Source organism: Azospirillum sp. TSO35-2 (assembly GCF_003116095.1).
Taxonomy (GTDB): domain Bacteria; phylum Pseudomonadota; class Alphaproteobacteria; order Azospirillales; family Azospirillaceae; genus Azospirillum.
The window spans coordinates 1,724,279-1,748,433 of record NZ_LGRA01000021.1; the positions used below are offsets into that span (position 1 = coordinate 1,724,279).

At 69.6% G+C, this 24,155-nt stretch carries 25 protein-coding genes and 1 riboswitch; of the genes, 19 read left to right on the forward strand and 6 right to left on the reverse strand.

Translation table 11 applies throughout. The annotated features are described in order from the left end of the window. Positions 1–30: 30 nt before the first annotated feature. From TSO352_RS23915 to TSO352_RS23930, 4 genes are all read right to left on the reverse strand, one after another. Positions 31–600 (reverse strand): hypothetical protein, encoded by a 570-nt coding sequence (locus tag TSO352_RS23915; RefSeq protein WP_109109663.1) that lies wholly within the window; start codon positions 598–600, stop codon positions 31–33. 22 nt (positions 601–622) lie between these two features. Further along, on the reverse strand, positions 623–1,771 hold the full coding sequence (gene dapE / locus TSO352_RS23920) for a succinyl-diaminopimelate desuccinylase (RefSeq protein ID WP_109110841.1): 1,149 nt from the start codon (positions 1,769–1,771) through the stop codon (positions 623–625). 148 nt (positions 1,772–1,919) lie between these two features. Further along, positions 1,920–2,762 (reverse strand): 2,3,4,5-tetrahydropyridine-2,6-dicarboxylate N-succinyltransferase, encoded by an 843-nt coding sequence (gene dapD, locus TSO352_RS23925; RefSeq protein WP_109109664.1) that lies wholly within the window; start codon positions 2,760–2,762, stop codon positions 1,920–1,922. A 96-nt stretch (positions 2,763–2,858) separates the two neighbouring features. Next, positions 2,859–3,623, reverse strand: coding sequence for a pyrimidine 5'-nucleotidase (locus tag TSO352_RS23930; protein ID WP_109109665.1), 765 nt, complete (start codon positions 3,621–3,623; stop codon positions 2,859–2,861). A 309-nt stretch (positions 3,624–3,932) separates the two neighbouring features. Between TSO352_RS23930 and TSO352_RS23935 the strand changes: the two genes are divergently transcribed. The 4 genes from TSO352_RS23935 to TSO352_RS23950 all read left to right on the forward strand — a co-directional run bounded on the left by TSO352_RS23935 (position 3,933) and on the right by TSO352_RS23950 (position 8,473). After that, positions 3,933–5,705, forward strand: a complete 1,773-nt coding sequence (locus TSO352_RS23935) for a diguanylate cyclase (protein ID WP_247872370.1) — start codon at positions 3,933–3,935, stop codon at positions 5,703–5,705. Continuing rightward, positions 5,702–7,030 (forward strand): DUF2336 domain-containing protein, encoded by a 1,329-nt coding sequence (locus TSO352_RS23940; RefSeq protein WP_109109666.1) that lies wholly within the window; start codon positions 5,702–5,704, stop codon positions 7,028–7,030. Before TSO352_RS23935 ends, TSO352_RS23940 begins: the two co-directional genes overlap by 4 nt. Positions 7,031–7,056: 26 nt before the next feature. Next, entirely contained in the window at positions 7,057–7,686 is a 630-nt protein-coding gene (locus tag TSO352_RS23945; RefSeq protein WP_109109667.1) for a hypothetical protein, read from the forward strand. Positions 7,687–7,789: 103 nt separating this feature from the next. Further along, positions 7,790–8,473 carry a hypothetical protein gene (locus TSO352_RS23950; RefSeq protein ID WP_109110842.1) on the forward strand — a complete coding sequence of 228 codons (684 nt, stop codon included), beginning with the start codon at positions 7,790–7,792 and terminating at the stop codon, positions 8,471–8,473. 15 nt (positions 8,474–8,488) lie between these two features. Here TSO352_RS23950 and TSO352_RS23955 read toward each other — a convergent pair whose 3' ends face one another. Further along, complete coding sequence (locus tag TSO352_RS23955; RefSeq protein WP_109109668.1) at positions 8,489–9,838, reverse strand: pentapeptide repeat-containing protein; 1,350 nt, start codon at positions 9,836–9,838, stop codon at positions 8,489–8,491. 347 nt (positions 9,839–10,185) lie between these two features. Between TSO352_RS23955 and ffh the strand changes: the two genes are divergently transcribed. From ffh to thiC, 15 genes are all read left to right on the forward strand, one after another. Then, positions 10,186–11,571, forward strand: coding sequence for a signal recognition particle protein (gene ffh, locus TSO352_RS23960; RefSeq protein WP_109109669.1), 1,386 nt, complete (start codon positions 10,186–10,188; stop codon positions 11,569–11,571). 145 nt (positions 11,572–11,716) lie between these two features. Next, entirely contained in the window at positions 11,717–12,073 is a 357-nt protein-coding gene (rpsP, locus tag TSO352_RS23965) for a 30S ribosomal protein S16 (protein ID WP_109109670.1), read from the forward strand. Between the two features lie 53 nt (positions 12,074–12,126). Further along, a complete protein-coding gene (gene rimM / locus TSO352_RS23970) occupies positions 12,127–12,726 on the forward strand; it encodes a ribosome maturation factor RimM (RefSeq protein WP_109109671.1) in 600 nt (199 codons plus the stop codon). After that, the gene (gene trmD / locus TSO352_RS23975; protein ID WP_109109672.1) at positions 12,723–13,532 is read left to right on the forward strand and encodes a tRNA (guanosine(37)-N1)-methyltransferase TrmD; all 810 of its coding nucleotides are present in this window, start codon (positions 12,723–12,725) and stop codon (positions 13,530–13,532) included. Before rimM ends, trmD begins: the two co-directional genes overlap by 4 nt. A 41-nt stretch (positions 13,533–13,573) precedes the next feature. Beyond that, positions 13,574–13,972, forward strand: a complete 399-nt coding sequence (gene rplS / locus TSO352_RS23980; RefSeq protein ID WP_109109673.1) for a 50S ribosomal protein L19 — start codon at positions 13,574–13,576, stop codon at positions 13,970–13,972. Between the two features lie 104 nt (positions 13,973–14,076). After that, positions 14,077–14,211 carry a 50S ribosomal protein L34 gene (gene rpmH / locus TSO352_RS23985; RefSeq protein ID WP_098740538.1) on the forward strand — a complete coding sequence of 45 codons (135 nt, stop codon included), beginning with the start codon at positions 14,077–14,079 and terminating at the stop codon, positions 14,209–14,211. A gap of 7 nt (positions 14,212–14,218) precedes the next feature. Continuing rightward, positions 14,219–14,602: a ribonuclease P protein component gene (rnpA, locus tag TSO352_RS23990; protein ID WP_109109674.1), complete on the forward strand. Its 384-nt coding sequence runs from the start codon at positions 14,219–14,221 to the stop codon at positions 14,600–14,602. Positions 14,603–14,616: 14 nt separating this feature from the next. Then, the gene (gene yidD, locus TSO352_RS23995; RefSeq protein WP_109109675.1) at positions 14,617–14,961 is read left to right on the forward strand and encodes a membrane protein insertion efficiency factor YidD; all 345 of its coding nucleotides are present in this window, start codon (positions 14,617–14,619) and stop codon (positions 14,959–14,961) included. Between the two features lie 55 nt (positions 14,962–15,016). Beyond that, entirely contained in the window at positions 15,017–16,753 is a 1,737-nt protein-coding gene (yidC, locus tag TSO352_RS24000; protein ID WP_109109676.1) for a membrane protein insertase YidC, read from the forward strand. Between the two features lie 111 nt (positions 16,754–16,864). Beyond that, a complete protein-coding gene (gene yihA, locus TSO352_RS24005; protein ID WP_199231705.1) occupies positions 16,865–17,542 on the forward strand; it encodes a ribosome biogenesis GTP-binding protein YihA/YsxC in 678 nt (225 codons plus the stop codon). Positions 17,543–17,554: 12 nt separating this feature from the next. Then, positions 17,555–18,835, forward strand: coding sequence for a cation:proton antiporter (locus TSO352_RS24010; protein ID WP_109109677.1), 1,281 nt, complete (start codon positions 17,555–17,557; stop codon positions 18,833–18,835). Between the two features lie 64 nt (positions 18,836–18,899). Further along, positions 18,900–19,799 carry an acetylglutamate kinase gene (argB, locus tag TSO352_RS24015; RefSeq protein ID WP_109109678.1) on the forward strand — a complete coding sequence of 300 codons (900 nt, stop codon included), beginning with the start codon at positions 18,900–18,902 and terminating at the stop codon, positions 19,797–19,799. A 44-nt stretch (positions 19,800–19,843) separates the two neighbouring features. Next, the gene (locus TSO352_RS24020) at positions 19,844–20,164 is read left to right on the forward strand and encodes a hypothetical protein (RefSeq protein WP_109109679.1); all 321 of its coding nucleotides are present in this window, start codon (positions 19,844–19,846) and stop codon (positions 20,162–20,164) included. Positions 20,165–20,295: 131 nt separating this feature from the next. Then, positions 20,296–21,279 carry a magnesium transporter CorA family protein gene (locus tag TSO352_RS24025; protein WP_109109680.1) on the forward strand — a complete coding sequence of 328 codons (984 nt, stop codon included), beginning with the start codon at positions 20,296–20,298 and terminating at the stop codon, positions 21,277–21,279. Between the two features lie 83 nt (positions 21,280–21,362). Continuing rightward, a riboswitch (TPP riboswitch) is annotated at positions 21,363–21,481 on the forward strand. A gap of 135 nt (positions 21,482–21,616) precedes the next feature. Further along, on the forward strand, positions 21,617–23,338 hold the full coding sequence (thiC, locus tag TSO352_RS24030; protein WP_109109681.1) for a phosphomethylpyrimidine synthase ThiC: 1,722 nt from the start codon (positions 21,617–21,619) through the stop codon (positions 23,336–23,338). Positions 23,339–23,537: 199 nt separating this feature from the next. On the opposite strand, the gene greB is transcribed toward thiC, so the two are convergent. Next, entirely contained in the window at positions 23,538–24,089 is a 552-nt protein-coding gene (greB, locus tag TSO352_RS24035) for a transcription elongation factor GreB (protein WP_109109682.1), read from the reverse strand. Between the last annotated feature and the right edge of the window lie 66 nt (positions 24,090–24,155).

The window sequence follows — 24,155 nt, forward strand, 5'->3', positions numbered from 1 at the left end:
CAGGCTGTCGTAGGGGCGGAGACGCCGCCCCTACAGCATCCCGTCCGCCAGATCGCTGATCGCCGCCGACAGGAACAGGTCGAGCACGACCAGGGCGCCGGCGGCAAGGCCCGGCAGGGACAGCGCCGTGCGCAGCACGAACCACTGGTAGGTCAGCATCGCCATCATCACGCCGAACACCAGCCCCTCGGACACCGGCGGCGGCAGCAGGCCGCTGACCGACAGCAGGATGGTCGGCAGGTAGATCGCCATCTGGATCACCGCCGACCAGTTGTAGGCGGTCAGCGCACCGGGATAGAGCGGCGCCTTGCCCATCAGCGTCGCGACGCGGAACAGCGCCAGCGGGAAGGCGGTCCAGCTGACGACGTAGGCGATGCCCTCCACCGTCAGCAGTTGCAGGATCGGCGTGTCGCCGAGCTGGTCCCACAGCCGGATCGCCAGCAGCAGCGCGTAGGCCGGCAGCACCACCACCGCCGCGTAGAAGGAGTTCAGCGCCCCGTCCGGCGTGCGGTCGAAAAACTCCATGCCCGCCCGGTCGAAACGGGCCAGCCGATAGGCGCCGGTCAGCGCGGACAGGATGGCGGGGGTGGTCAGCGGCATCGACGGGTCCTGTTGCGGCGCCTCATCCGGCCAGCCGTGCGAACACGCCCGTCAGGATCGACTCGTAGATGGCGGTCAGCGCCTGGATGTCGGCGACCGGGCTGTATTCGTCGACCTTGTGCATGGTCTGGCCGACCAGCCCACATTCCACCACCGGACAGACGTTTTTGATGAAGCGGGCGTCCGAGGTGCCGCCGGTGGTGGAGTATTCCGGCCGGCGCCCGGTCACCGCCTGCACCGCGTCGGCCACCAGCTCGGTCAGCGGGCCGGGCGGCGTGACGAAGCTGTCGCCCGAGCAGTAGGTTTCCAGCTCATAGGCGCCGCCGATCGCGTCGAAGGTCCGGCGCAGCCACGCCTCGATCGAGGCGGGGGTGTGGGCGTCGTTGAAGCGGATGTTGAACGTCGCCTTGCCCTGGGCCGGGATCACGTTGGTCGCCGGGTTGTCGACGTCGATGGTGGTCAGCGCCAGGGTGGAGGGCTGGAAATGCGCCGTGCCCTCGTCCATCGGGGCCTCGGTGATGGCGGCCAGCATCCGCACCAGCCGCGGCAGCGGGTTGTCGGCCAGATGCGGGTAGGCGACGTGGCCCTGGGCGCCGAACACGGTGAGGAAACCGGTCAGGCTGCCGCGCCGGCCGATCTTGATCATGTCGCCCATCGCCCGTGGGTTGGTCGGCTCCCCCACCACGCAGGCGTCGATCCGTTCGCCCCGCGCCGCCATCCAGTCCAGCACCTTGCGGGTGCCGTTGATCGCCACGCCTTCCTCGTCGCCGGTGATCAGCAGGCTGATCGAGCCGGCGGGCGGCCCGTCCTGAAGCCGGCGGGAGACGGCGGCGACGAAGGCGGCGATGGCGCCCTTCATGTCGACCGCGCCGCGGCCGAACAGGCGCCCGCCCATCACCGCGCCGGCGAAGGGATCGACCGTCCAGCCCCGGTCGCCCGGCGGCACCACGTCGGTGTGGCCGGCGAAGCAGAAGTTGGGACCCTGGGTGCCGAGCCGGGCGTAGAGGTTCTCCACCGGCTCCGTGCCCTCCTGCTCGAACCGCAGGCGGTGGCAGGTGAAGCCCAGCGGGCTCAGCGCCGCCTCCAGCACGCCCAGCGCGCCGTCGTCGCGCGGCGTGACGCTGGGGCAGCGGATCAGGTCCTGGGCGAGGGCGACGGGGTCGATGGTCATGCTGGTCTTTTCCAACCGGCCCGGCATCCGCCGGTCGTCATCCCCGCGAAGGCGGGGATCCAGGCGTAGGGGCCAAAGTGCTGCGGTGCGGCCGCTGGACCCCCGCCTTCGCGGGGGTGACGGTGGATGGAATGGACGGGCCTTCCGATCAATCGCGCAGCAGGTCGTTGATCGCCGTCTTCGAGCGGGTCTTCTCGTCGACGCGCTTGATGATGACGCAGCAGTACAGGCTGGGGCCGGGGGTGCCGTCGGGCAGCGGCTTGCCGGGCAGCGAGCCGGGGACGACGACCGAATAGGCCGGGACGCGGCCCATGAAGACCTCGCCGGTGTGGCGGTCGATGATCTTGGTCGAGGCGCCGATGTAGCAGCCCATCGACACGACGGCGCCGGTCTCGACGATCACGCCCTCGACGATCTCCGAGCGGGCGCCGATGAAGCAGTTGTCCTCGATGATGACCGGGTCGGCCTGCAGAGGCTCCAGCACGCCGCCGATGCCGACACCGCCCGACAGGTGGACGTTCTTGCCGATCTGGGCGCAGGAGCCGACGGTGACCCAGGTGTCGACCATGGTGCCGCTGTCGACATAGGCGCCGACGTTGACGAAGCTCGGCATCAGGATGACGCCGGGGGCGACGTAGGACGACTTGCGGGCGATGGCGCCGGGCAGGGCGCGGAAGCCGGCGTTCTGGAACTGACCCTCGGTCCAGCCCTCGAACTTCGGCGGGACCTTGTCGTACCAGGACGAGCCGCCGGGGCCGCCGGGGATCATCTCGTTGGCGTTGAGGCGGAAGGACAGCAGCACCGCCTTCTTCAGCCACTGGTTGACCTTCCAGCCGTCCGCGGTCTTTTCCGCGACGCGGAGGTCGCCCGCGTCCAGGGCGTCGAGCGCCGCGTTCACGGCGTCGCGGACCGGGCCGGTGGTGGCGGTGTTGAGGCCGTCGCGGTTGTCCCAGGCGGCATCGATGGTGGCTTGGAGGCTGGCGTGGCTCATGGCGCGGTCGTTCGGCTGTCGAAAATGTCAGGGGACCGCACCATGGAGCCGCCCCGTTCCCCTGTCAACCGGCCCAAAACCCTTTGGCGGGAAGCGCTATTCCGCGGCCTTCTCCGCCCTGCCGTCTTCCGTCATGTCGACCGCCGCGTCCGCCACCGCGGCGAGCCAGCTCGGCAGGTCGTCGACGGTGTGGTCGATGTGGACCCCGGCGCCGACGCCGGCCCGCTCATAGTCCTGCTCGCCGCGGACCCAGACCGTGGTCATGCCCAGCGCGTGGGCGGGGGCGAGGTTGCGGGCGATGTCCTCCACCATGCAGGCGCGGGTGGGGTCGACGCCGTGGCGCTCGACCAGCGTGGAATAGGGGCGGGGGTCGGGCTTCGGCACGAAACCGGCGGCGGCGATGTCGAACACCGCGTCGAAGCGGTCGAGGATGCCCAGCCGGCCGGCGACGTTCTCCGCATGGCGGACCGAGCCGTTGGTGTAGATGATCTTGCGCCCGGGCAACCGGTCGAGCGCGCCGGTCAGCACCGCCGACGGCTGCACCCCGGCGACGTCGATGTCGTGGACATAGTCCATGTAGGCGGTGGGGTCGACGTCGTGTTCCACCATCAGGCCGCGCAGCGTGGTGCCGTAATCGCGGAAGAACCGCTTCTGGCGGACCCGGGCCTCGTCCATGCCGATGCCGAAATGCTCGGCGATGAATTCGTTGATCCGGCGGTCGACCTGGGCGAACAGGTTGCAGGACGCCGGGTAGAGCGTGTTGTCGAGGTCGAAGATCCAGACGGCGCGGTCGCGCAGCGCGGCGGCTGCGGCGGCGGGAATGGACGCGGGGGAGGGGGCGGGGGGGATCGGAGCGGTCATGTCCCACAGAATGGGGCCGCCGCGTGGCCGCCGCAAGCCGCTTCACAGGGGCGCAGTCGGGGTGGCGGCCCGGCCGCGGCGGCCTTGTGTTGCGTGCTTTCTCCATCGCCGGCAAGGATCGGACCGACGTGGGGTTGAATTGTTTCGCGCCTTAGGTTGATTGAAGAGTGGTCCCCAAAAGGGTAGCATGGACCGGCCCGTCCACTGGTTCCCAGCCGCCCTTTTGCCGGTGGCTGGCTCCTTGCCGGACATGGTCGCCCGCAACGGCATCATTCCCGCGATCGCTTCACGATCACCCCTGAGATCATTGTGGACCTGCCCCTGACCACCGGCTCCTCCTCCGTTTCCGACAACGCCCCTGCCGATCCGGCCGGCCTTCATCCGGCCGACCTTCACCCGGCGGGTCCATCGACGCTGGTCGCGCTCTATCCCGGCCCGGCCCTGCGGCTGGACATGGCGCTGGGCGTCGTCGAGGCGAACGCCGAGGCGGAGGACATGATGGACAGCGACCCGCGCTGGCTGCCCGACCTGCGGAGCTGGCTGACGGCGTCCAGCGTGGCGCCGGGGCTGCGCTCGGTCCCGGTGGAATCGCTGCGCGGCATCATGATCGTGGAATGGGCCGGGGTGCCGCTGCCGGACGGCGGTTTCCTGCTGCTCGGCCGCGACGACACGCTGGAGCGGCAGTTGCGCCACACGCTGACCGAGTCGCGGCGGCGCTACAAGGATCTGGTGGAGGTCTCGTCCGACTTCGCCTGGGAAACCGGGGCCGACGGCACCTTCGTCTTCGTCAGCCACAAAGGCGCGCTGGGCTACCCGGCCGACGCGCTGATCGGCCGCGACCCCCGCAGCCTGGCGCTGGACGAATGGGGCGATCTGCCGCTGCCCTTCGACTGCCAGCGCCCGGTCGACCAGAGCGAGCTGTGGCTGAAGGGGGCCGACGGCACGCCGGCCTGCGTCGTCGCCTCGGCCCTGCCGCTGTTCGGGCCGCAGGGCGACTGGATCGGCGCCCGCGGCGTCTGCCGCGACGTCACCGACCAGGTGCTGCGCTCCAACGAACTGGCACGCATCCGGAACCGCGAACGGCTGCTCGGCCACATCGTCCACACCCTGCGCGACCGGCTGGACGCGGCGGAGGCGCTGACCGTCGCCGCGGCGGAGACGGCGCGGGCGCTCAGCGCCGACGGCTGCCGCATCTACCGCGCCGAGGACGGCGCCGGCTGCCTGTCGCTGGTGGCGGAGTTCGGGGCGGAACTGCCCGACATGGGCGACGCCCAGGCGCTGCTGCTCGACCGCATCGCCAGCGGCGACGACCGGCGCCGCGAGGGCGTGGTGGTGGAGCGGCTGGACGACCTCCAGCTGATCGGCGAGCGCACCGAATACCGGCAGGCGGTCAACGGCGCGCTGCTGGTCTGGCGCGCCGGCGATTCGGAGCCGTGGGACGACGACGACCGCCACCTGATGTCGGGCGTCGCCGACCACATCGGCATCGCCCACGCCCATCTCGCCTACCAGGAGCGGCTGCGCCGCCTGTCCGAACGCGACGGGCTGACCGGCCTGTTCAACCGCCGCACCTTCTTCGAGCGGCTGGAGGAGTCGATTTCCCGGCCCGACAGCGGCCCGTCGGCGCTGCTCTACGTCGACCTCGACAATTTCAAGGCGGTCAACGACCTGCACGGCCACCAGCAGGGCGACGCGGTGCTGAAGGCGATCGGCACGCTGCTGACCACCGGCGTCCGCCCGGGCGACCTGCCGGGCCGGCTGGGCGGCGACGAGTTCGTGCTGTGGCTGGGCCGCACCGACGAGGCGAAGGCGCGCATCGTCGCCGACCGGCTGCTGGCCGGGATGAAGGAACTGGCGCACCTGTCGGCCAGCCCGGAAAAGCCGCTGGGCCTGTCGATCGGCATCGCCGTCCATGTCCCCGGGCGCGGCGAGACGGTGCGGGAGTTGACCGACCGGTCGGACGCCGCCATGTACGACGCCAAGAAGAGCGGCAAGGGCCACTACGCCCTGGCGCGGGAGCACCGGCCGGCCTTCCTCTCCGACCCCGTCTCCTCAGCCCCTGTTGCGGAGCCCGCGCCGTGAGCACGCGTCCCGACACGCTCGATCCCGCCGACTATGAATCGGCCAAGCGAATGGTGCAAAGCGAGGATCCGGCGGTCCGCCGGAAGGTCGCCGAGCATCCCAAGACCCGGCCGGAGCTGCTCTACTTCCTCGCCGCCGACGCCGCGGCGGAGGTCCGGCGCGCCATCGCCACCAACGCCGGCACCCCGCGCCAGGCCGACCTGCTGCTCGCCAAGGACCGCGAGGTCATGGTGCGCCGGGCGGTCGCCCGGAAGATCGCCCGCCTGTTGCCGGAACTGTCGGCCGACCAGGCGGTGCAGATCGAACGGCTGACGATCGAATGCCTGGAGACGCTGGCCCGCGACCAGGCGTCGGAGGTGCGCGGCATCCTGGCCGAGGCGCTGAAGGACCTGCCGAACGCCCCGCACGGCGTCATCAACCGGCTGGCCCGCGACGTCGAGCTGTCGGTCTGCGCCCCGGTGCTGCAGCATTCGCCGATCCTCACCGAGGAGGATCTGACCGACATCATCATGAAGGGGCCGGTGCGGGGCGCGATGACCGCCATCGCCAGCCGGAAGAACGTCTCGGCCTCCGTCGCCGACGCCATCGCCCGGTCGGACGACGAGGCGGCGGTGACGGCGCTGCTCGGCAACGCCTCGGCCCAGGTCCGGGAAGAGACGCTGGACCGCATCCTCGATCAGGCGCCGCAGCACGAGCCCTGGCATTCCCCCCTGGTGCGGCGGCCGCGGCTGCCCGCCCGCGCGGTGGCGCGGCTGGCCAGCTTCGTCGCCAACGGCCTGCTGAAGGTCCTGCAGGACCGCGACGACCTCGACCCCGAAGCGGCGCGCGGCTTGGCCGAGGCGGTCCGCCAGCGCGTCGGGCAGGCGGCCGGTGCCGCCGCCGGCGCCGCCGCCGGGCTGGGGCTGGGGCCGGTCGACTTCGACGAGAGCGCGGTCGCCGCCGCCCCGGCCGGACCGGAAAAGGTGGTGGAGCGGCCGAGCGACCGCGCCGCCCGGCTGAACAAGGAAGGCAAGCTGACCGAGGCGCTGCTGGAAGGCTCGATGACCGAAGGCGACCGCGCCTTCGTGATGGCCGGGCTGGGCGAACTGGCGCAGATCCCGCTGCCGGTGGTCGACCGCATCATCGCCACCCACGCCCCGCGCGCGGTGACGGCGCTGGTGTGGCGCGCCGGGCTGACCATGCGCTTCGCCCGGCAGATCCAATTGCGCCTCGCCCAGATTCCGCCAAAAACAGCGCTTAATGCTCGCGATGGCACGCACTACCCGATGACCGACGACGAGATGCGCTGGCAGCTCGAATTCTTCGGCATCGAGGAAAAAGCGTGACGCTCCGTATCGGTTCGGGTTTGAAAATGCGTGTCGCCTTCCTGGCTTTCTTCATCGTCCTGCTCGCTGCCGCCACCAGCTTCGCCGCTCCCCCGCGGGAGACGCCGGACGAGCGGGCGGTCGCCGCCACCTTCGACGCCGCGCGCGCCGCGTTGTCGGAACAACGCGGATCGGCGGTGGTCCCGCTGCTGACCCGCGGATCGGTCAAGACGCTCGAATCGGTGCGCGACGCCGCCCGCCAGCCGGGCGACGCGCCGCTGGAACGGCTGGAGCCGGCCGAGCGCTTCGCCGCCATGGGCCTGCGCCGCTACCTCGGCGCGGCGGACCTGCGCCGCATGTCGGTCGGCGACATCGCCAACCACGCGCTGAAGGCCGGCTGGCTCGGCCCCAACATCATCGCCCGCAGCGCGCTGGGTCCGGTGCGGGTGAAGGGCGACCGCGCGTCGGGCCTGCTGATGGTCGACAACCGGCCGGCGCTGGTCCCCGCCGACTTCGTGCGCGAGGGCGGGTCCTGGCGCATCGACATCGCCAGCGTCTTCACCTTCGGCAGCCAGATGCTGAAGGGCTTCGCCGCCATGTCGGGCAAGGACGAGACCGCCTACATCGCCGACCTGCTCGACAAGCTCCCGGCGAAACCCGGCATGGCGGCGCGCTAGTGGTGGCGGGATGATCCGTCCGGCCGCGTCCATCCGCGCGATTGCGGCGACTCCACCGATTGCGTAGACTCGCGCCCGCTTCCACCAAGTGTTGGCGCCGACGATGACCGCAGCGGACGATGCCACGCCTTCGACAGCCCCCGGCCGGGGTCCCGACCAAGCCCTCGGCCGGGTCGTGCCCTGCGGCGCCCGGTTCCGCGATGCCGTGCTGGATCTGGCCGCCGCGCGCGGGGCTGGTGTGCCGGCCCTGACGACCGCCGCCTTGCTGCTGGCGCCGGAGGGAGCCCCCGACCCCGGCATCCGTGATGCCGGTGGCGAGGCGCTGCTGGAGGTGGGGAGCTGTGCCGCGTTCGGCACCGCATCCGACGTGGCGGTTCGCAAGGCGCTGGCCGCCGCGCTGGCGCTCGCCGATCCCGGTGCCCGCATCCTGCCGGCCGAGGATGTCCGCCGGCTGGAGGCGGCGGTGGAAACGCTGGGCTACCGCAACAAGACACTGGCGCACGCGCTGCAACGCCTGTCGTTCCAGCCGCTGGACGGCCGGATCACCGAGGTGCGCGACGCCGCGCAGCTGTTCGGCTTCGTCAACGAATGGTGCTTCGACGAGGAGCAGGTGCGGCGCCGCTTCCGCGAACTGGCGCCGGTCTATCATCCCGACACCGGCATCGTCGCCTGCCGCGAACGGATGGGGCAGTTGCTCGACGCCCGCAACCTGCTGGTCCGTCACGTCCGCACCGTCTACAGCTCGGGCGACTGGGTGGCGCGGCGCGGCGGCGGGCCGTCGGCGTAAGGGAAGAAGGCCCGGTCAGGCCAGCCCGATCGCCTCTTCGGTGATCGCCTGGTCCAGGGTGGCGCCGGTCAGGATGGCGCCGCTGAGGTCGGCCCCGGTCAGGTCGGCCTCGCCGAGGTCGGCGCCGGACAGGTCGGCGCCCGCCAGATTGGCGCCGGACAGGTTGGCCTTGCGCAGGTCGGCCTTGCACAGCAGCGCCATGCCCAGCCGGGCGCGCTGCAGGTTTGCGCGCCAGACATGGCCGCTCATCGTCTGGATGTGGACCGGGCCGAGCTGGGCGCCGGTCAGGTTGGCCCCGGTCAGGGTGGCGCGCTCGAAATTCACCCCGCGCAGATCGGCGTTCGACAGGTCGGCCTTGCGCAGATCGGCCAGCGACAGGTCGGCGATCGCCATCGACACCCCGGTCAGCGTGGCGTCGCGCAGCGTGATGCATTGCAGGATGGCCGCCGACAGGTTGATGCCGTCCAGCTTGCGCCCGGACAGGTCCAGCGCCGACAGGTCGGCGCGCTTGCCGGCCTTGCCGCCGCTGTCGATCCAGGACAGGTGCTCCACCAGCAGGTCGCGCAGGTCGTCGTCCGGGTTGTCCAGCGTCTTGGCCAGCACCGCCGCCTGGACGTTGGGCGAGCGCAGTTGGGCGGCGTCGAGGATCGCGCCGATCAGGGTGGCGCCGCTGAAGTTGGTGCGGTTGATGGCGCAGCCGGTCATCATCGCGCCCGACAGCTTGGCGCCCGACAGGTTCGCCTCCGTCAGGTCGGCGTCGGTCAGGTCGCAGCCGGTCAGGTTGGACCCGGTCAGGTTGGCGCGCATGAACTTGGTGCCGCGCAGGATGGCGTCGGTCAGGTCGGTCTGCATGACGAAGGCGTTGGCGATCTTGGCCCGCGACAGGTCGGCGCCACGGATGGTCGCCGCCGTCAGTTCCGACGTCAGCACCGAGTCCTCGTACTGATGGGCGAACATCTCGCCGCTGGAGTCGTAATGCAGCAGTGTGCCGTCGCGCAGGTCGACCTCGACCAGCGTCGCCTCGCTCAGCACGGCGCCGCGCAGGCAGGCGCCGCGCAGGTCGGCGCGGCGCAGATCGGCCTTCTCCAGGTTGGCCAGCCGCAGGTCGGCGGCGTAGAGGTTGGCGTTGGACAGGTTGGCGGCGGTCAGCCGGGCGCTGAACAGCTTGGCACCCGACAGGTCGGCGTCCGACAGGTCGATGCCCGACAGGTCGAGATGCGACAGGTCGCGCATCTTCAGGTTGGCGCGCACGCCGCCGGGCTGGCTTTTGCGGAAGGCCTGGTGCCGCAACAGGATCGCGTTGAGCTGACTTTGGGTCAGCTTGGTGCGCGGGCTGTTGGACCCGAAGCCCTGGGCGGACGACATCGCCGGTGAACCTTCTTGATGTGGTTGCTCATCATCGACGCAAGTCGCCAAAGAATCGTTAAGCATCGATTCCCTTGTAATAAATCTCGGACCGATAACCGCGGGCGGACAAGAACGACCTTCGGCCGAAGCCGGGCGGCCGACGGGGAGGTTGACAGGCCCCGGCGGTTTCCCTATGGTCCGCCGACCTGTCTTCCGCCAAGCCGATAGACCGGGTACCCCGGCCCCGCGCCGGGTATCTCCGCCAGTCCGCGAGAATCGCGCACTGGCGCTTTCGTGCTTGTGCGGGTGGCGGACCTGAATCCCCGGACCTGGTGCCGGACCCGAAACCAAGGATCGACGATCGCATGTTCGAAGGCCTGACCGGACGCCTGGGCGACATCTTCGACAAGCTGCGCCGCCGTGGCGCGCTGAGCGAAGAGGACGTCTCCGCCGCCTTGCGCGAAGTGCGCATCGCGCTGCTGGAGGCCGACGTCGCCCTGCCGGTGGTCAAGCAGTTCGTCACCCAGGTGAAGGAACGCGCCGTCGGGCAGGAGGTGCTGAAGTCGGTCACCCCCGGCCAGCAGGTCATCAAGATCGTCCACGACAACCTCGTGGAGATGCTGGGCGAAGGGTCCGACATCAACCTGAACGCCGCCGCCCCGGTGCCGATCCTGATGGTCGGCCTGCAGGGCTCGGGCAAGACCACCAGCACCGCCAAGATCGCGCTGCGGCTGAAGACGCGGGACCGCAAGAAGGTCCTGATGGCCTCGCTGGACGTCCGCCGTCCGGCCGCGCAGGAACAGCTGAAGGTGCTGGGCGAGCAGACCGGCGTCGCCACGCTGCCGATCGTCCCGGGCCAGGACCCGGTCGCCATCGCCCGCCGTGCCATGGAGACCGGCCGTCTCGAAGGCTACGACGTGGTGATGCTCGACACCGCCGGCCGCCTCGCCATCGACGAGGAGCTGATGGCGGAGGTCGCGGCGGTCCGCGACGCGACCCGGCCGGCGGAAACGCTGCTGGTCGCCGACGCGATGACCGGTCAGGACGCCGTCACCGTCGCCACCAACTTCAACGACAAGGTCGGCATCACCGGCATCGTGCTGACCCGCGTCGACGGCGATGCCCGTGGCGGCGCCGCCCTGTCGATGCGCCAGATCACCGGCAAGCCGATCAAGCTGCTGGGCGTCGGCGAGAAGATCGACGCGCTGGAGCCGTTCCACCCCGACCGCATCGCCGGCCGCATCCTCGGCATGGGCGACGTGGTGTCGCTGGTGGAAAAGGCCGTCGAGACCATCGACAAGGACGAGGCTGAAAAGCTCGCCCGCAAGATGGAGAAGGGCCAGGGCTTCGACCTTGACGACATGGCGATGCAGCTGAAGCAGCTCCGCAAGATGGGCGGCATGTCCGGCCTGATGGGGATGCTGCCGGGCATCGGCAAGATCAAGGACCAGATGAAGGACGCCAACATCGACGACGGAATGATCAAGCGCCAGGAGGCGATCATCTCCTCGATGACCAAGGCGGAGCGCAAGAACCCCGACATCATCAAGGCATCGCGCCGCAAGCGCATCGCCGCCGGCTCCGGCACCTCGGTGCAGGAGGTCAACAAGCTGCTGAAGCAGTTCGAGACGATGCGCGGCATGATGAAGCAGGTGCAGAAGCTGGGGAAGAAGGGGATGCTGCGCGGCGGCCTCGGCAACCTGCTGCCCAAGGGCTTGGGCGGCTTTGGCGGCAAGGGGCCCTTCGGATGACCGTCCCCCGGCATTCCCACGCCAACACCCATTCCGGACTTGCCGCCGACCCGGGCTGAACACCGGGTCGGGGCGGTCCAGCCTCTCCCGCCTGAACGGCGGATCACCTCCAATCGTTTGACTTAAGCAGAGAAAGTTTCGACCAATGGCTCTCAAGATTCGTCTGGCTCGCGGTGGTGCGAAGAAGCGTCCGTTCTACTCGATCGTCGTCGCGGATGCCCGCAGCCCGCGTGACGGCCGCTTCATCGAGAAGATCGGCACCTACAACCCGATGCTGCCGCGCGAGCACGAGCAGCGCATCATCCTCGACGCCGAGCGCGCCAAGCATTGGCTGTCGGTCGGCGCCCAGCCGACGGACCGCGTCGTGCTGTTCCTGGCGAACGCCGGCCTGGTCGAGAAGCCGGCCTACCGCGAGACGCCGAAGCAGTCGGCTCCGAAGGCCAAGGCGCAGGAGCGTCTGAAGGCCGAGGCCGCCGCTGCCGCCGCCGCGGCCGAAGGCTGAGCCTGACGGCTCGAACGGACGGGGCTTGAAACGACGTGCCGGGTAATCCTCCGATGACCGCCAAGGTTGGTTCAGGCCCGATCCGCTCGGGCAGGGTCTGCGTCGGCCAGTTCGTCGGATCGCACGGCGTTCGCGGGTTGGTGAAGCTGCGCAGCTTCACCGCCGAACCCGCCGATGTCGCGGCCTACGGTCCACTGTCGGACGACAGCGGCGCCCGCCGCTTCACGGTCGCTCTCCAGGGCATGGTCAAGGACAACTTCCTGGCCAAGGTCGAGGGGATCACGACCCGTGAACAGGCGCAGGCGCTGGCCGGTGTCCTGCTCCACGTCGACCGCGCCGCCCTGCCGGAGAACGAGGACGAGGACGAGTTCTACCACGCCGACCTGATCGGCCTGCGTGCGGAACTCGCCGACGGAACCCTCTACGGCACGGTGAAGGCGGTCTACGACTTCGGGGCCGGCGACGTGCTGGAGATCCGCATCGGGACGGGCGCGCTGGAGATGCTTCCCTTCTCCAAGGCCTGCGTGCCGGTGGTGGATGTCCGGGGCGGGCGGGTCGTCGTCGACCTGCCGGCGGTGATCGAAGCCCGCGAGGGCCAGCCGGACGCCGATGGCGACGGGGATGAGGACGACGGTGGGGAGGTGGGGCCGTGAATCACGGCGCCGACGGCCCCCGTGTCTGGACGGTCAAGGTTCTGACGCTGTTCCCGGAAATGTTTCCGGGGCCGCTTGGCCAGTCGCTGGCCGGCAAGGCGTTGGAAAATGGAGTCTGGGCGCTGGAATCGGTGGACATTCGCTCGTTTGCGCGCGATAAACACCGCTCCGTCGACGACACCCCCTTCGGCGGAGGGGCCGGCATGGTCATGCGCCCCGATGTGCTGGACGCGGCTTTGACCGCGACGGCGGGACCTGTGGGGGCACCGGAACGCGGCCGGGCGATTTATCTGTCGCCTCGCGGACGGGTGCTGAACCAGGAACTGGTCAAGGAGCTGGCCGCCACCCCGGTGGTGACGCTGCTCTGCGGCCGGTACGAAGGGGTGGACCAGCGGGTCCTCGATGCGCACGGCCTTGAAGAGGTCAGCCTCGGGGATTTCGTGCTGTCCGGCGGGGAACCCGCCGCTCTGTGCCTGATCGATGCCGTGGTGCGCTTGCTCCCCGGTGTCATGGGCAACACGGAGACGGCGGGCGAAGAGAGTTTCGAACGGGGGTTGCTCGAATACCCCCACTACACCCGGCCGGCGGTCTGGACCGACGGGCAGGGTGTGGAACGCGCGGTGCCGGAGGTTCTGCTGTCCGGTCACCACGGAAAGGTCAAAGCCTGGCGGCTGGCCGAGGCGGAGACGATCACGGCGGCCCGACGGCCGGACCTGTGGTCGCTCTACCAGGCAAGTCGTCCGGCAGCCACTGTTACGAACAAGGGTCGGCGGCAGGCTCGCCGGCGCGACCCGAAACCGGAGTGACGGTCCGCCGCGAGGCGCACCGATTGAAAAGGGGTAGTGCTATGAACCTGTTGCAGCAGCTCGAGCAGGAGCAGATCGAGAAGGCCCTCGGTGGCAAGACGATCCCGGAATTCTCGCCGGGCGACACGGTCCGCGTGAACGTGAAGGTCGTCGAAGGCACGCGCGAGCGCGTCCAGGCCTATGAGGGCGTCGTGATCGCCCGCAAGAACGCCGCCGTGAACTCGTCTTTCACGGTCCGCAAGATCAGCTACGGCGAGGGCGTGGAGCGCGTGTTCCCGCTGTACTCCCCGCGCATCGACTCGATCGAGTTGGTCCGCCGCGGCGATGTCCGTCGCGCCAAGCTGTACTATCTGCGCGATCTGCGCGGCAAGGCGGCTCGCATTTCCGAGCGCACCACCGGCCGCGGCATGGTCAACGGCCGCGTCAAGGCCGCCGAGTAAGCCGCACTCCGGCTTCGGTTTCCAGGTTCGTAGATTCGACGCCCGGCCGTCAGGCTGGGCGTCTTCGTCCCGCAACACTCAGCAAAGCGTAAGGAGTAGGCGCCATGAAGCGCACGTTCCAACCCAGCAAAATCGTGCGTAAGCGTCGCCACGGCTTCCGCCACCGCATGTCGACCGTCGGCGGCCGCAAGGTCATCGCCCGTCGCCGCGCCCGCGGCCGCAAGGTCCTGAGCGCCTGATCCCGCGATGGCGCCGGGCCACACGGTCGGGCGCCTGATGCGGCGGCCGGAATTTCTGGCCGTGGCCGGAACGCGCCGCAAGCATGTGGCGCCCGGCCTGATCCTCCAGGTGCGCCGGCACGACGACAAGCAGCGGCCTGCCGATGGCGGGCCGCCGATCCGTCTTGGTTTGACGGCGAGCCGCAAGGTCGGCAACGCGGTGGTGCGCAATCGCGCCCGCCGCCGTTTGCGTGAGGCCGCGCGGCAGATTCTTCCCATCCACGCCGCACCCGGCCATGATTTCGTGCTGGTCGCCCGCGGCGACACGGCCGAGAGGCCGTGGTCCGACCTGATCGGCGATCTGACCGCCGCGCTGAAACGTCTCGGCCTTTGGCGCGAGACGGAGGGGTAGGGGGCCGCGACGCCATGTTCCGCATCGACGGACTCCGCATCGCCGGCCTCAGCCCGCTCGCGCATCTGCTCCGCGCGCTCGTCTATCTCTATCGCTGGACCTTGTCGCCCTTCGTGGGCTGGCACTGCCGGTTCCAGCCGACCTGCTCCCGCTACGCCATCGAATCGCTGGAAAAGCACGGGGCCATCCGGGGGGGATGGCTGACGCTGCGCCGGCTCGGGCGTTGCCATCCCTGGGGCGGGTCCGGCTGGGATCCGGTGCCCGATCCGGCCGGCCGGCAGGGGGCGCATCCGCCCCATGACGGTGGCGCGCCGCAAAAAGGGCAGGCCGGTGTTGCCCAGCCCCACGAAAACCCGTAACAAGGCCGCGCACACGCCGCCCTTCTTCCAAAGGCCCCACGGCAACCGGGACGCCATGACCGACCAACGCAACCTCATCATCGCGATTGCCCTGTCGATCGCCATCCTGCTCGGCTTCCAGTATTTCTACGAGAAGCCGCGGGTGGACCAGCAGAAGCAGATCGCCGCCCAGCAGGCCGCGCGGACCGAACAGACGGTTCCGGTTCCCGCCGCCGGCCTGCCCGGCGTGCCCGGCGCGCCGCCCTCGGCCTCGGCCGAGGTTGCCAAGGACCGCGCCGTCCTGGTCGCCGAGCAAATCGCCGCCGGGTCGCGCGTGAAGATCGACACGCCGTCGCTGCATGGTTCGGTGAACCTCGTCGGCGGCCGCATCGACGACCTGACGCTCGCCACCTACCACGAGACGCCGGACCCCAAGAGCCCGGAGATCGTGCTGCTGTCCCCGGCCGGCACGCCGGCGGCCTACTACGCCGAATTCGGCTGGCTGCCGCAGGGCGCCGGCGTCGCCGCGCCGACCGCGACCACCCAGTGGAAGGCGGACAGCGACGTGCTGACCCCGGCCAAGCCGCTGACGCTGACCTGGGACAACGGCCAGGGGCTGGTGTTCGAACGCAAGATCGCGCTCGACCCCGACTTCATGTTCACCGTGACCCAGTCGGTGCGCAACACCGGTGCCGCCCCGGTCAGCCTGCTGCCCTACAGCCTGGTGTCGCGCAGCGGCACGCCGCAGACCTCGGGCTACTACATCCTGCATGAAGGCCCGCTCGGCGTCTTCAACGGCTCGCTGACCGAAGAGAAGTACGACGACGTCCGCAAGGCCGGCACCATCTCGAAGGAGACCACCGGCGGCTGGATCGGCATCACCGACAAGTACTGGCTGGTCTCGCTGGTCCCCGACCCGAACGAGAAGGTCACCGCCCGCTTCGTCCACAGCGAGGTCGCCAACACCTCGCGCTACCAGACCGACACCATGGGTGCCCCGGTCGAGGTGGCGCCGGGCGCCACGGTGGAGAACACCGCCCGCCTGTTCGCCGGCGCCAAGCAGGTGAAGCTGCTCGACAGCTACTCCGAGAAGCTCAACATCAAGAATTTCGATCTGGCGATCGATTTCGGCTGGTTCTACTTCCTGACCAAGCCCTTCTTCTACGCCCTGGATTTCCTGGGCCGCGTCATCGGCAACTTCGGCATCGCCATCCTGGTTCTGACGGTCTGCGTGAAGGCGATCTTCTTCCCGCTCGCCAACAAGTCCTATCAGGCGATGAGCAAGATGAAGGCGCTGCAGCCCAAGATGCAGGAGCTGCGCGAGAAGTTCGCCGACGACCAGCCGCGGATGAACCAGGAGCTGATGGCGCTGTACAAGCGCGAGAAGGTGTCCCCGGTGTCGGGCTGCCTGCCGATCGTCATCCAGATCCCGGTGTTCTTCTCGCTCTACAAGGTGCTGTTCGTGACCATCGAGATGCGGCACGCGCCGTTCTTCGGCTGGATCCACGATTTGTCCTCGCCCGACCCGACCAACCTGTTCACCCTGTTCGGCCTGATCCCGTGGTCGCCGCCGACCATGCTGCATCTCGGCCTGTGGCCGCTGATCATGGGCGTCACCATGTGGGCGCAGCAGAAGATGAACCCGGCGCCGCCGGACCCGGTCCAGCAGAAGGTGTTCCAGTTCCTGCCCATCGTCTTCACCTTCATGCTCGCCGGCTTCCCGGCCGGTCTGGTGATCTACTGGGCCTGGAACAACTCGCTGTCGGTCCTGCAGCAGTGGACCATCATGAAGCGGATGGGCGTGAAGGCCTGATCCTTCTCCCCGCGCTCTGACACCGCCTTCCGACACTGCCGCCGGCAAAGACCCTTGACGGGCCTTTGCCGGCGGTATGTTTTTCTAAGCCGCCACGACGAAAGCAACGCCATGACCACCTCGGACAAGCCCAGCCCCGGCAAACCCAGCATCGTCTCCGGGTTCGACGAGGCCGCCTTGGAGGCGGGACGGCTGCTGTTCGCCAAGGAGTGCGACTTCGTCTGGGGCGCCGACGCGCTGAGCCAGCTGCCGGAGGCCGACCTGCCGGAGGTCGCCTTCGCCGGCCGTTCCAACGTCGGCAAGTCGAGCCTGGTCAACGCCCTGACCGGGCGGAAGACGCTGGCCCGCACCTCCAACACGCCGGGGCGCACGCAGCAGCTCAACTTCTTCAACCTCGGCAACCGGCTGAAGCTGGTCGACATGCCCGGCTACGGCTACGCCAAGGAATCGAAGGAGAAGGTGGAGGCGTGGAACGACATGGTCCGCCGCTTCCTGCGCGGCCGGGTCACGCTGCGCCGGGCGCTGGTGCTGGTCGACGCCCGCCATGGGCTGAAGCCCAACGACGACGAGATCATGGAGATGCTCGACCGCACCGCCGTCCCCTACGTCCTCGTGCTGACCAAGGCCGACAAGGTCAAGGCGGCGGAGCTGGACGCGGTGCGCCGCGCCACCGAGGCGGCGCTGAAGAAGCACCCGGCCGCCTTCCCGGACCTCCACATCACCAGCTCCGAAAAGGGCCTGGGCATTGCCGAGCTGCGGGCCAGCCTCGCGGCGCTCGCCGCCGAATAATCCGCCGCGGCGATGGGCCTGTCTCCCGCGCTGTTGTTCCTGCTCCAGGCCCTGCTGCTGATCGCCGGGCCGTTCCTGCTGTGGCGGCTCGGCGGCGGCCGTCACGTCGCCCCGATGGTGGTGATCCAGATCCTGGTGGGGGTGGCGCTTGGCCCATCGCTGCTCGGGCGGCTGGCGCCGAACCTGTGGGGGACGCTGTTCGCCCCAACCGCCCTGGCGCCGTTGTCCGGGCTGGCGCTGCTCGCCGTCGTTTTCTTCGCCTTCCTGACCGGCCTGCACCTCGACCCGGCGGAGTTCCGCGGCCGGGGCAGCGCCTTTGCCGGTGTGGCGCTGTCCAGCATGCTGGTGCCGACGCTGCTGGGCGGCGGCCTCGGCTGGTGGCTGGCCGGCGCCTTCCCGGCGATGACCGGCCCGCACGCCACCCCCGGCCTGTTCGCCGCCGGCTTCGGCATCTGCGTCGGTGTCACCGCCCTGCCGGTGCTGGGCGCCATCCTGCGTGAGATGGGCTTGCTGGAACAGCGGGTCGGCCGGCTCGCCCTCGGCTACGCCGCGGTGAACGACGCGCTGCTGTGGCTGCTGATCACCGGCGTGCTGGCCTGGGCCACGACCGATGGCGCGGGAGGCGGCTTGACGGTCGGCTGGGTGGCGCTGCTCGGCTTCGCCTATGTCGGCGCGACGGCGCTGGTGGTCCGGCCGCTGCTCGACCGGCTGATGGCGCGGGTGGCGCCGGACGGCCGGATTGGCGACACCGCGGTGGTCGTCACCTGCGCGGCGCTGCTCGCCTCGGCCGCGGTGACCGAGCTGATCGGGCTGCACTACATCCTGGGCGCCTTCGTCGCCGGCACCGCGATGCCACGTCGGCTGGCCGCCGCGATCCTGGACCGGCTGGAGCATTTCTCCACCCTGATCCTGCTGCCCTTCTTCTTCACCCTGACCGGGCTGAAGGTCGACCTGACGCTGGATGACCCGGCGCAATGGGCGGTCTTCGCCCTGGCCGGCGCCGCCACCCTGGCCGGCAAGATGGCCGGCACCGCGATTCCCGCCCGCCTGGGCGGAGAAGCGTGGCCGGAGGCCCTGCTGCTCGGCGCGCTGATGCCGTGCAAGGGGCTGATGGAGGTCATCGTGCTGACCATCCTGCTGGAGGCCGGCGTGCTGTCCGGCGCCTGTTTCTCGGCGATGGTGCTGATGGCGGTGGCGGTCACCGCGCTGACCCGGCCGATGGCCGGGCTGGTCGGGCGCTGGGCGCCGGCCGCGGCGGCACCGGCGGGGGGCGACCGGAAAATTGTCCCCTAGGCAACGGCCGGGGCTTTCCGTTAAAGAGAGCCCAACCGTCCACCCCGACAAAGGGCATCCTCCCGTGCAGAACACGACCCGTGACGAGTGGCTTGCCAAGGCCCGCACCCTGTCCGAAGCGCTGCCCTACATGCGGCGCTACGCCGGGAGCACCTTCGTCATCAAGTACGGCGGCCACGCCATGGGCGACGCCGGGCTGGCGGAGCTGTTCGCCCGCGACATCGTGCTGCTGAAGCAGGTCGGCATCAACCCGGTGGTGGTGCATGGCGGCGGGCCGCAGATCGGCCAGATGCTGGAGCGGCTGAAGATCAAGTCCAGCTTCATCGACGGCCTGCGCGTCACCGACAAGGAGACGGTCGAGGTGGTCGAGATGGTGCTGGCCGGCTCCATCAACAAGCAGATCGTCGCCGCCATCAACAGCGCCGGCGGCCGCGCGGTCGGCCTGTCGGGCAAGGACAGCAACCTGATCACCGCCCGCCGGCTGGAGCGCGTGCAGCGCGACCCCGACAGCAACATCGAGCGGGTGCTCGACCTCGGCTTCGTCGGCGAGCCGTACAAGGTGAACCCGGAGATCCTGCACGCCCTGGCCCAATCCGACATCATCCCGGTGATCGCCCCGGTCGGTTTCGACGTCAACGGCGACACCTACAACATCAACGCCGACACGGCGGCCGGCGCCGTCGCGGCGGCGGTGAAGGCGGCGCGCTTCTTCCTGCTGACCGACGTCGCCGGCGTGCTCGACAAGAACAAGACCCTGATCGAGAAGATGTCGCTGGAGGCCGCCCGCGCCGCCATCGCCGACGGCACCGCGTCGGGCGGCATGATCCCGAAGATCGAGACCTGCATCGGCGCGGTGGAGCAGGGCGTCGACGCCGCGGTGATCCTGGACGGCCGGGTGCCGCACGCCCTGCTGCTGGAGATCTTCACCGAGGGCGGCGCCGGAACCCTGATCGGCAAGGCCTGAGGCCCCATATCAGGTCAAGCGGCCGCAAACCCTGGGGGAACCCGATGACCGAGCGTCCCGATCCGCGCAAGGAACTGCTCCGGCAGATGAAGGCCATCCGTGACCGGATGAACCCCAAGCTGGTGGAGCGCGCCAAGCTGGCGGTGTTCGGCAAGGTCCCCTACGACAGCGACGCCGCCAAGGAGGCGGTCGGCCATTTCCTCGACGCCCGGGACGATGGTGGCGCCTTCCGCCGCAAGCTGGAGCGGGCGTTGAAGGAGGAGGGCGCGACGCTGGACCTCGAGCCCGAGGTTCCGGCGGCCAAGGGCACTGCGGCGGCGGCCCCGGTGCCGCCGAAGCCGCGGCGGGGCGGCCGGGTGACCTAGCAACAACGGCTCTTGATGGCGACCTATCGAAAGCCGTTTCCTCAGTCACCGTTGCGGCCCTCCGGCGGTACCGGTCCATGACCGGTGCCGCTGGCAAAGCTCCACATTTCCACTTCGCAAGGAGCGCGCCCTTGCTGCATGTCTTCGTCAATGAGGGCGGCCGGTTGTGCTGGGCCAAGGAGCCCGGCGACGACACCGCACCGCTGCCCGAGGCCGCGGTGTGGCTCGACCTGCTCAATCCGACGGCGGCGGAGCTGGCGCGGGCCGAGGGGCTGATCGGCGTCGCGCTGCCGACCCGCGAGCAGATGGCCGAGATCGAGGAGTCGAGCCGCCTGCGCGTCGCCAACGGGGCGCTGACCATGACAGTCACCGCCCTGGTCTGGGCCGACACCGACGAACCGCGCATCGCCACCGTCAGCTTCGTGCTGATCGGGCGGCGGCTGGTCACCATCCACGACATCGACCCGCAGGCCCTGCTTGCCTTCCGCCGCCGCGCCACCCATGGGCAGGTCGGCGCCGCCCGTGGCGAGGCGGTGCTGGCGGCGCTGGTCGACGGCATGGTCGACCGCACCTCCGCCGTGCTGCGCCGAACCGGGGTGGAGTTGGACGTGCTGAACCGCCGCTTTTTCCGTGGGCGCAAGCTGCGCTCGCGCGGCGAGACGCTGGACGACGCCCAGACGCTGAAGCGCATCGGCCACGCCGGCCATTTGATCGGCAAGGCGCGGGTCAGCCTGGCCAGCCTGACCCGCATGACCGACTTCCTGGCCCGCAACGACGGCTGGAACGCTGGCAAGGCGACGCGGCGCTGGGCCAGGACCACCCTGCAGGACCTGACCGGGCTGGACCAGTACGCGCGTTTCCTGTCGGGCAAGGTGGCGCTGCTGCTGGACACCGCGCTGGGCCAGATCAACGTCGAGCAGAACGAGATCGTCAAGATCGTCTCGGTGCTGACCGTGCTGCTGTTCCCGCCGATCCTCGTCACCAGCATCGGCGGCATGAACTTCAGCGACATGCCGGGGGCCGACTCGCCGCTCGGCTACCCGACGCTGCTGCTGGTGATGCTGCTGTCGGCGCTGCTGCCGATGGTCTATGTGCGGATCAAGCGCTGGATGTAGCGGGTCTTCCGCAATGCGGGTGGCGGATCGTCCGGCGGTCTTTCCTTTTGACAGGCGTCTTGCGGCCCGGCAGGATGGGCGCATTCCAGGGGGGTCCCGACAGGGGGCTGAGATACCAACGGCCGGACGGCGCGACAAGGCGCCCCAAGGCAGCGTGGTGACCCTTTGAACCTGATCCGGGTCATACCGGCGAAGGGAGGGACCGCGTGACGGGCCGCATCAGGCCCCGTCGGCCGCCGGATGGACGCCAGATCGCCATTTTTCCGGGCCACACGCAGACTCCACACCTCCGTCCGCAGTCCCGGGTTTGTCCGCCCAACTCCGACGGAGAAACCCAATGTCCAAGGACTTCAACGACACCGCCATCCGCCTGTCGACCGGCCCGTTGCCGTCGTCGCGGAAAATCCACGCGCCCGGCAGCCACTTTCCCGACCTGCGCGTCGCCCTGCGCGAGATCACGCTGAGCGGCGGCGAGCCGCCGCTGACCGTCTACGACGCCTCCGGCCCCTACACCGACGACGCGGTGGCGATCGATGTGCGCGCCGGGCTGGCCACGCACCGCCGCGACTGGATCCTGGCGCGCGGCGACGTGGAGACGACCGCCGGCGCCCTGCGCGCCAAGGGCGGTGCGGCGGTCACGCAGATGGCCTACGCCCGCGCCGGCATCGTCACCGCGGAGATGGAGTACATCGCCGTCCGTGAGAATTTGGGCCGTGCCGCCGCCCCGGACACCGCGCGCGACGGCGAGGATTTCGGCGCCGACATCCCCGATCTGATCACGCCGGAGTTCGTGCGTGACGAGGTGGCGCGCGGCCGGGCGATCATCCCGTCCAACGTCAACCACCCCGAGTCGGAGCCGATGATCATCGGCCGCAACTTCCTGACCAAGATCAACGCCAACATCGGCAACTCGGCCGTGACCTCGTCGATCGAGGAGGAGGTGGAGAAGATGGTGTGGGCGATCCGCTGGGGCGCCGACACGGTGATGGATTTGTCGACCGGCGCCGACATCCACCAGACCCGCGAATGGATCCTGCGCAACGCCCCGGTGCCGATCGGCACCGTGCCGATCTATCAGGCGCTGGAGAAGGTCAAGGGCAAGGCCGAGGACCTGACCTGGGAGCTGTTCCGCGACACGCTGATCGAGCAGGCGGAGCAGGGCGTCGATTACTTCACCATCCACGCCGGGCTGCGGCTGGCCCACATCCCACTGACGGCGAAGCGGGTCACCGGCATCGTCTCGCGCGGCGGCTCGATCATCGCCAAATGGTGCCTGGCGCACCACCGCGAGAACTTCCTGTACGACCATTTCGCCGACATCGTCGAGATCTGCCGCGCCTATGACGTGGCGTTGTCGATGGGCGACGGCTTGCGGCCGGGCAGCCAGGCCGACGCCAACGACGCCGCCCAGTTCGCCGAGTTGGAAACGCTGGGCGAACTGACCAAGCTCGCCTGGGCCCGCGACGTCCAGGTGATGATCGAGGGGCCGGGCCATGTGCCGATGCACAAGATCAAGCACAACGTCGAGAAGCAACTGGCGCTGTGCGGCGAGGCGCCCTTCTACACGCTGGGACCGTTGGTGACCGACATCGCGCCCGGCTACGACCACATCACCAGCGCCATCGGCGCCGCGATGATCGGCTGGTTCGGCACGGCGATGTTGTGCTACGTCACCCCGAAGGAGCATCTGGGGCTGCCCGACCGCGACGACGTGAAGGCCGGCGTCATCGCCTACAAGATCGCCGCCCACGCCGCCGATCTGGCCAAGGGGCACCCGGCGGCCCGGCGGCGCGACGACGCCATGTCGCGCGCCCGCTTCTCGTTCCGCTGGCGCGACCAGTTCGCCCTGGCGCTCGACCCCGAAACGGCGATGGCCTACCACGACGAGACGCTGCCGGCGGAAGGCGCCAAGACCGCGCATTTCTGTTCGATGTGCGGGCCGAAATTCTGCTCGATGAAGATCACCCAGGAAATCCGCGACGCCGCGGAATCCGGCATGGCCGAGATGTCGCAGAAGTTCCGCGAGGCCGGCAGCGAGATCTACCAGCCGGCGGAGTGAGTGGGGTTCGGGGAGGGAAGCGGTCCGCCCCCTCCCTAACCCTCCCCCGCCTTCGGCGGTGGAGGGGACTGCCACCGTCTTTTGCTTTACTTCAGCAAGCGTCCTGCCCCCTCTCCCGCGATCGGACGGACCTTCGGTCCGCCGAGAGCGGGGGAGGGATGGGGAGGGGGCAGACCGCGACCACGCTCCCACCGCTCCCTCACCCCGCGTACCGGATCTCCAGCACCTCGATCGACTCCACCCCCGCCGGGGTCCGCACATCGACCACGTCGCCCTCGCGGGCCTTCAGCAGGGCGCGGGCGATCGGCGAGATCCAGCTGACGTGGCCACGGTCGGGATCGACCTCGTCGGCGCCGACGATGGTGATGGTGTTCTCGGCGCCATCCTCCCGCGCGTAGGTCACGGTGGCGCCGAAGAAGACCTGCTCGCGGTTCTTCTGGTCCTGCGGGTTGACCACCACCGCCGATTCCAGGTGCTTGTTCAGGAAGCGGATGCGGCGGTCGATCTCGCGCAGGCGCTTCTTGCCATAGAGATAGTCGCCGTTCTCCGAGCGGTCGCCGTTGCCGGCGGCCCAGGACACCACCTCCACCACCTTGGGCCGCTCCACCCGCAGCAGGTGGCGCAGCTCCTCCTGCAGGCGCTGGAAGCCGGGCGGGGTCATGTAGTTCTTGAACCCTTGCGGAAGCGGTGCCGGTTCGTCGAATTCCTCGTCGTCGGGCGTGTCGTTCTCGCGGGTGAAGGCCTTGCTCATGGTCCGACCTTGGGGAATGGGCACGGGGGAATGGTGCAACAACGCTCCGGAAAAGGAAAAGGCGCC

What these genes read in the sequence shown, in the direction of transcription:
- TSO352_RS23915 (WP_109109663.1), bottom strand. Translation starts at nt 600, where the DNA reads ATGCCGCTGACCACCCCCGCCATCCTGTCCGCGCTGACCGGCGCCTAT.
- dapE (WP_109110841.1), bottom strand. Translation starts at nt 1,771, where the DNA reads ATGACCATCGACCCCGTCGCCCTCGCCCAGGACCTGATCCGCTGCCCC.
- dapD (WP_109109664.1), bottom strand. Translation starts at nt 2,762, where the DNA reads ATGAGCCACGCCAGCCTCCAAGCCACCATCGATGCCGCCTGGGACAAC.
- TSO352_RS23930 (WP_109109665.1), bottom strand. Translation starts at nt 3,623, where the DNA reads ATGACCGCTCCGATCCCCCCCGCCCCCTCCCCCGCGTCCATTCCCGCC.
- TSO352_RS23945 (WP_109109667.1), top strand. Translation starts at nt 7,057, where the DNA reads ATGCGTGTCGCCTTCCTGGCTTTCTTCATCGTCCTGCTCGCTGCCGCC.
- TSO352_RS23950 (WP_109110842.1), top strand. Translation starts at nt 7,790, where the DNA reads ATGACCGCAGCGGACGATGCCACGCCTTCGACAGCCCCCGGCCGGGGT.
- TSO352_RS23955 (WP_109109668.1), bottom strand. Translation starts at nt 9,838, where the DNA reads ATGTCGTCCGCCCAGGGCTTCGGGTCCAACAGCCCGCGCACCAAGCTG.
- ffh (WP_109109669.1), top strand. Translation starts at nt 10,186, where the DNA reads ATGTTCGAAGGCCTGACCGGACGCCTGGGCGACATCTTCGACAAGCTG.
- rpsP (WP_109109670.1), top strand. Translation starts at nt 11,717, where the DNA reads ATGGCTCTCAAGATTCGTCTGGCTCGCGGTGGTGCGAAGAAGCGTCCG.
- rimM (WP_109109671.1), top strand. Translation starts at nt 12,127, where the DNA reads ATGACCGCCAAGGTTGGTTCAGGCCCGATCCGCTCGGGCAGGGTCTGC.
- rplS (WP_109109673.1), top strand. Translation starts at nt 13,574, where the DNA reads ATGAACCTGTTGCAGCAGCTCGAGCAGGAGCAGATCGAGAAGGCCCTC.
- rpmH (WP_098740538.1), top strand. Translation starts at nt 14,077, where the DNA reads ATGAAGCGCACGTTCCAACCCAGCAAAATCGTGCGTAAGCGTCGCCAC.
- rnpA (WP_109109674.1), top strand. Translation starts at nt 14,219, where the DNA reads ATGGCGCCGGGCCACACGGTCGGGCGCCTGATGCGGCGGCCGGAATTT.
- yidD (WP_109109675.1), top strand. Translation starts at nt 14,617, where the DNA reads ATGTTCCGCATCGACGGACTCCGCATCGCCGGCCTCAGCCCGCTCGCG.
- yidC (WP_109109676.1), top strand. Translation starts at nt 15,017, where the DNA reads ATGACCGACCAACGCAACCTCATCATCGCGATTGCCCTGTCGATCGCC.
- yihA (WP_199231705.1), top strand. Translation starts at nt 16,865, where the DNA reads ATGACCACCTCGGACAAGCCCAGCCCCGGCAAACCCAGCATCGTCTCC.
- TSO352_RS24010 (WP_109109677.1), top strand. Translation starts at nt 17,555, where the DNA reads ATGGGCCTGTCTCCCGCGCTGTTGTTCCTGCTCCAGGCCCTGCTGCTG.
- TSO352_RS24020 (WP_109109679.1), top strand. Translation starts at nt 19,844, where the DNA reads ATGACCGAGCGTCCCGATCCGCGCAAGGAACTGCTCCGGCAGATGAAG.
- thiC (WP_109109681.1), top strand. Translation starts at nt 21,617, where the DNA reads ATGTCCAAGGACTTCAACGACACCGCCATCCGCCTGTCGACCGGCCCG.
- greB (WP_109109682.1), bottom strand. Translation starts at nt 24,089, where the DNA reads ATGAGCAAGGCCTTCACCCGCGAGAACGACACGCCCGACGACGAGGAA.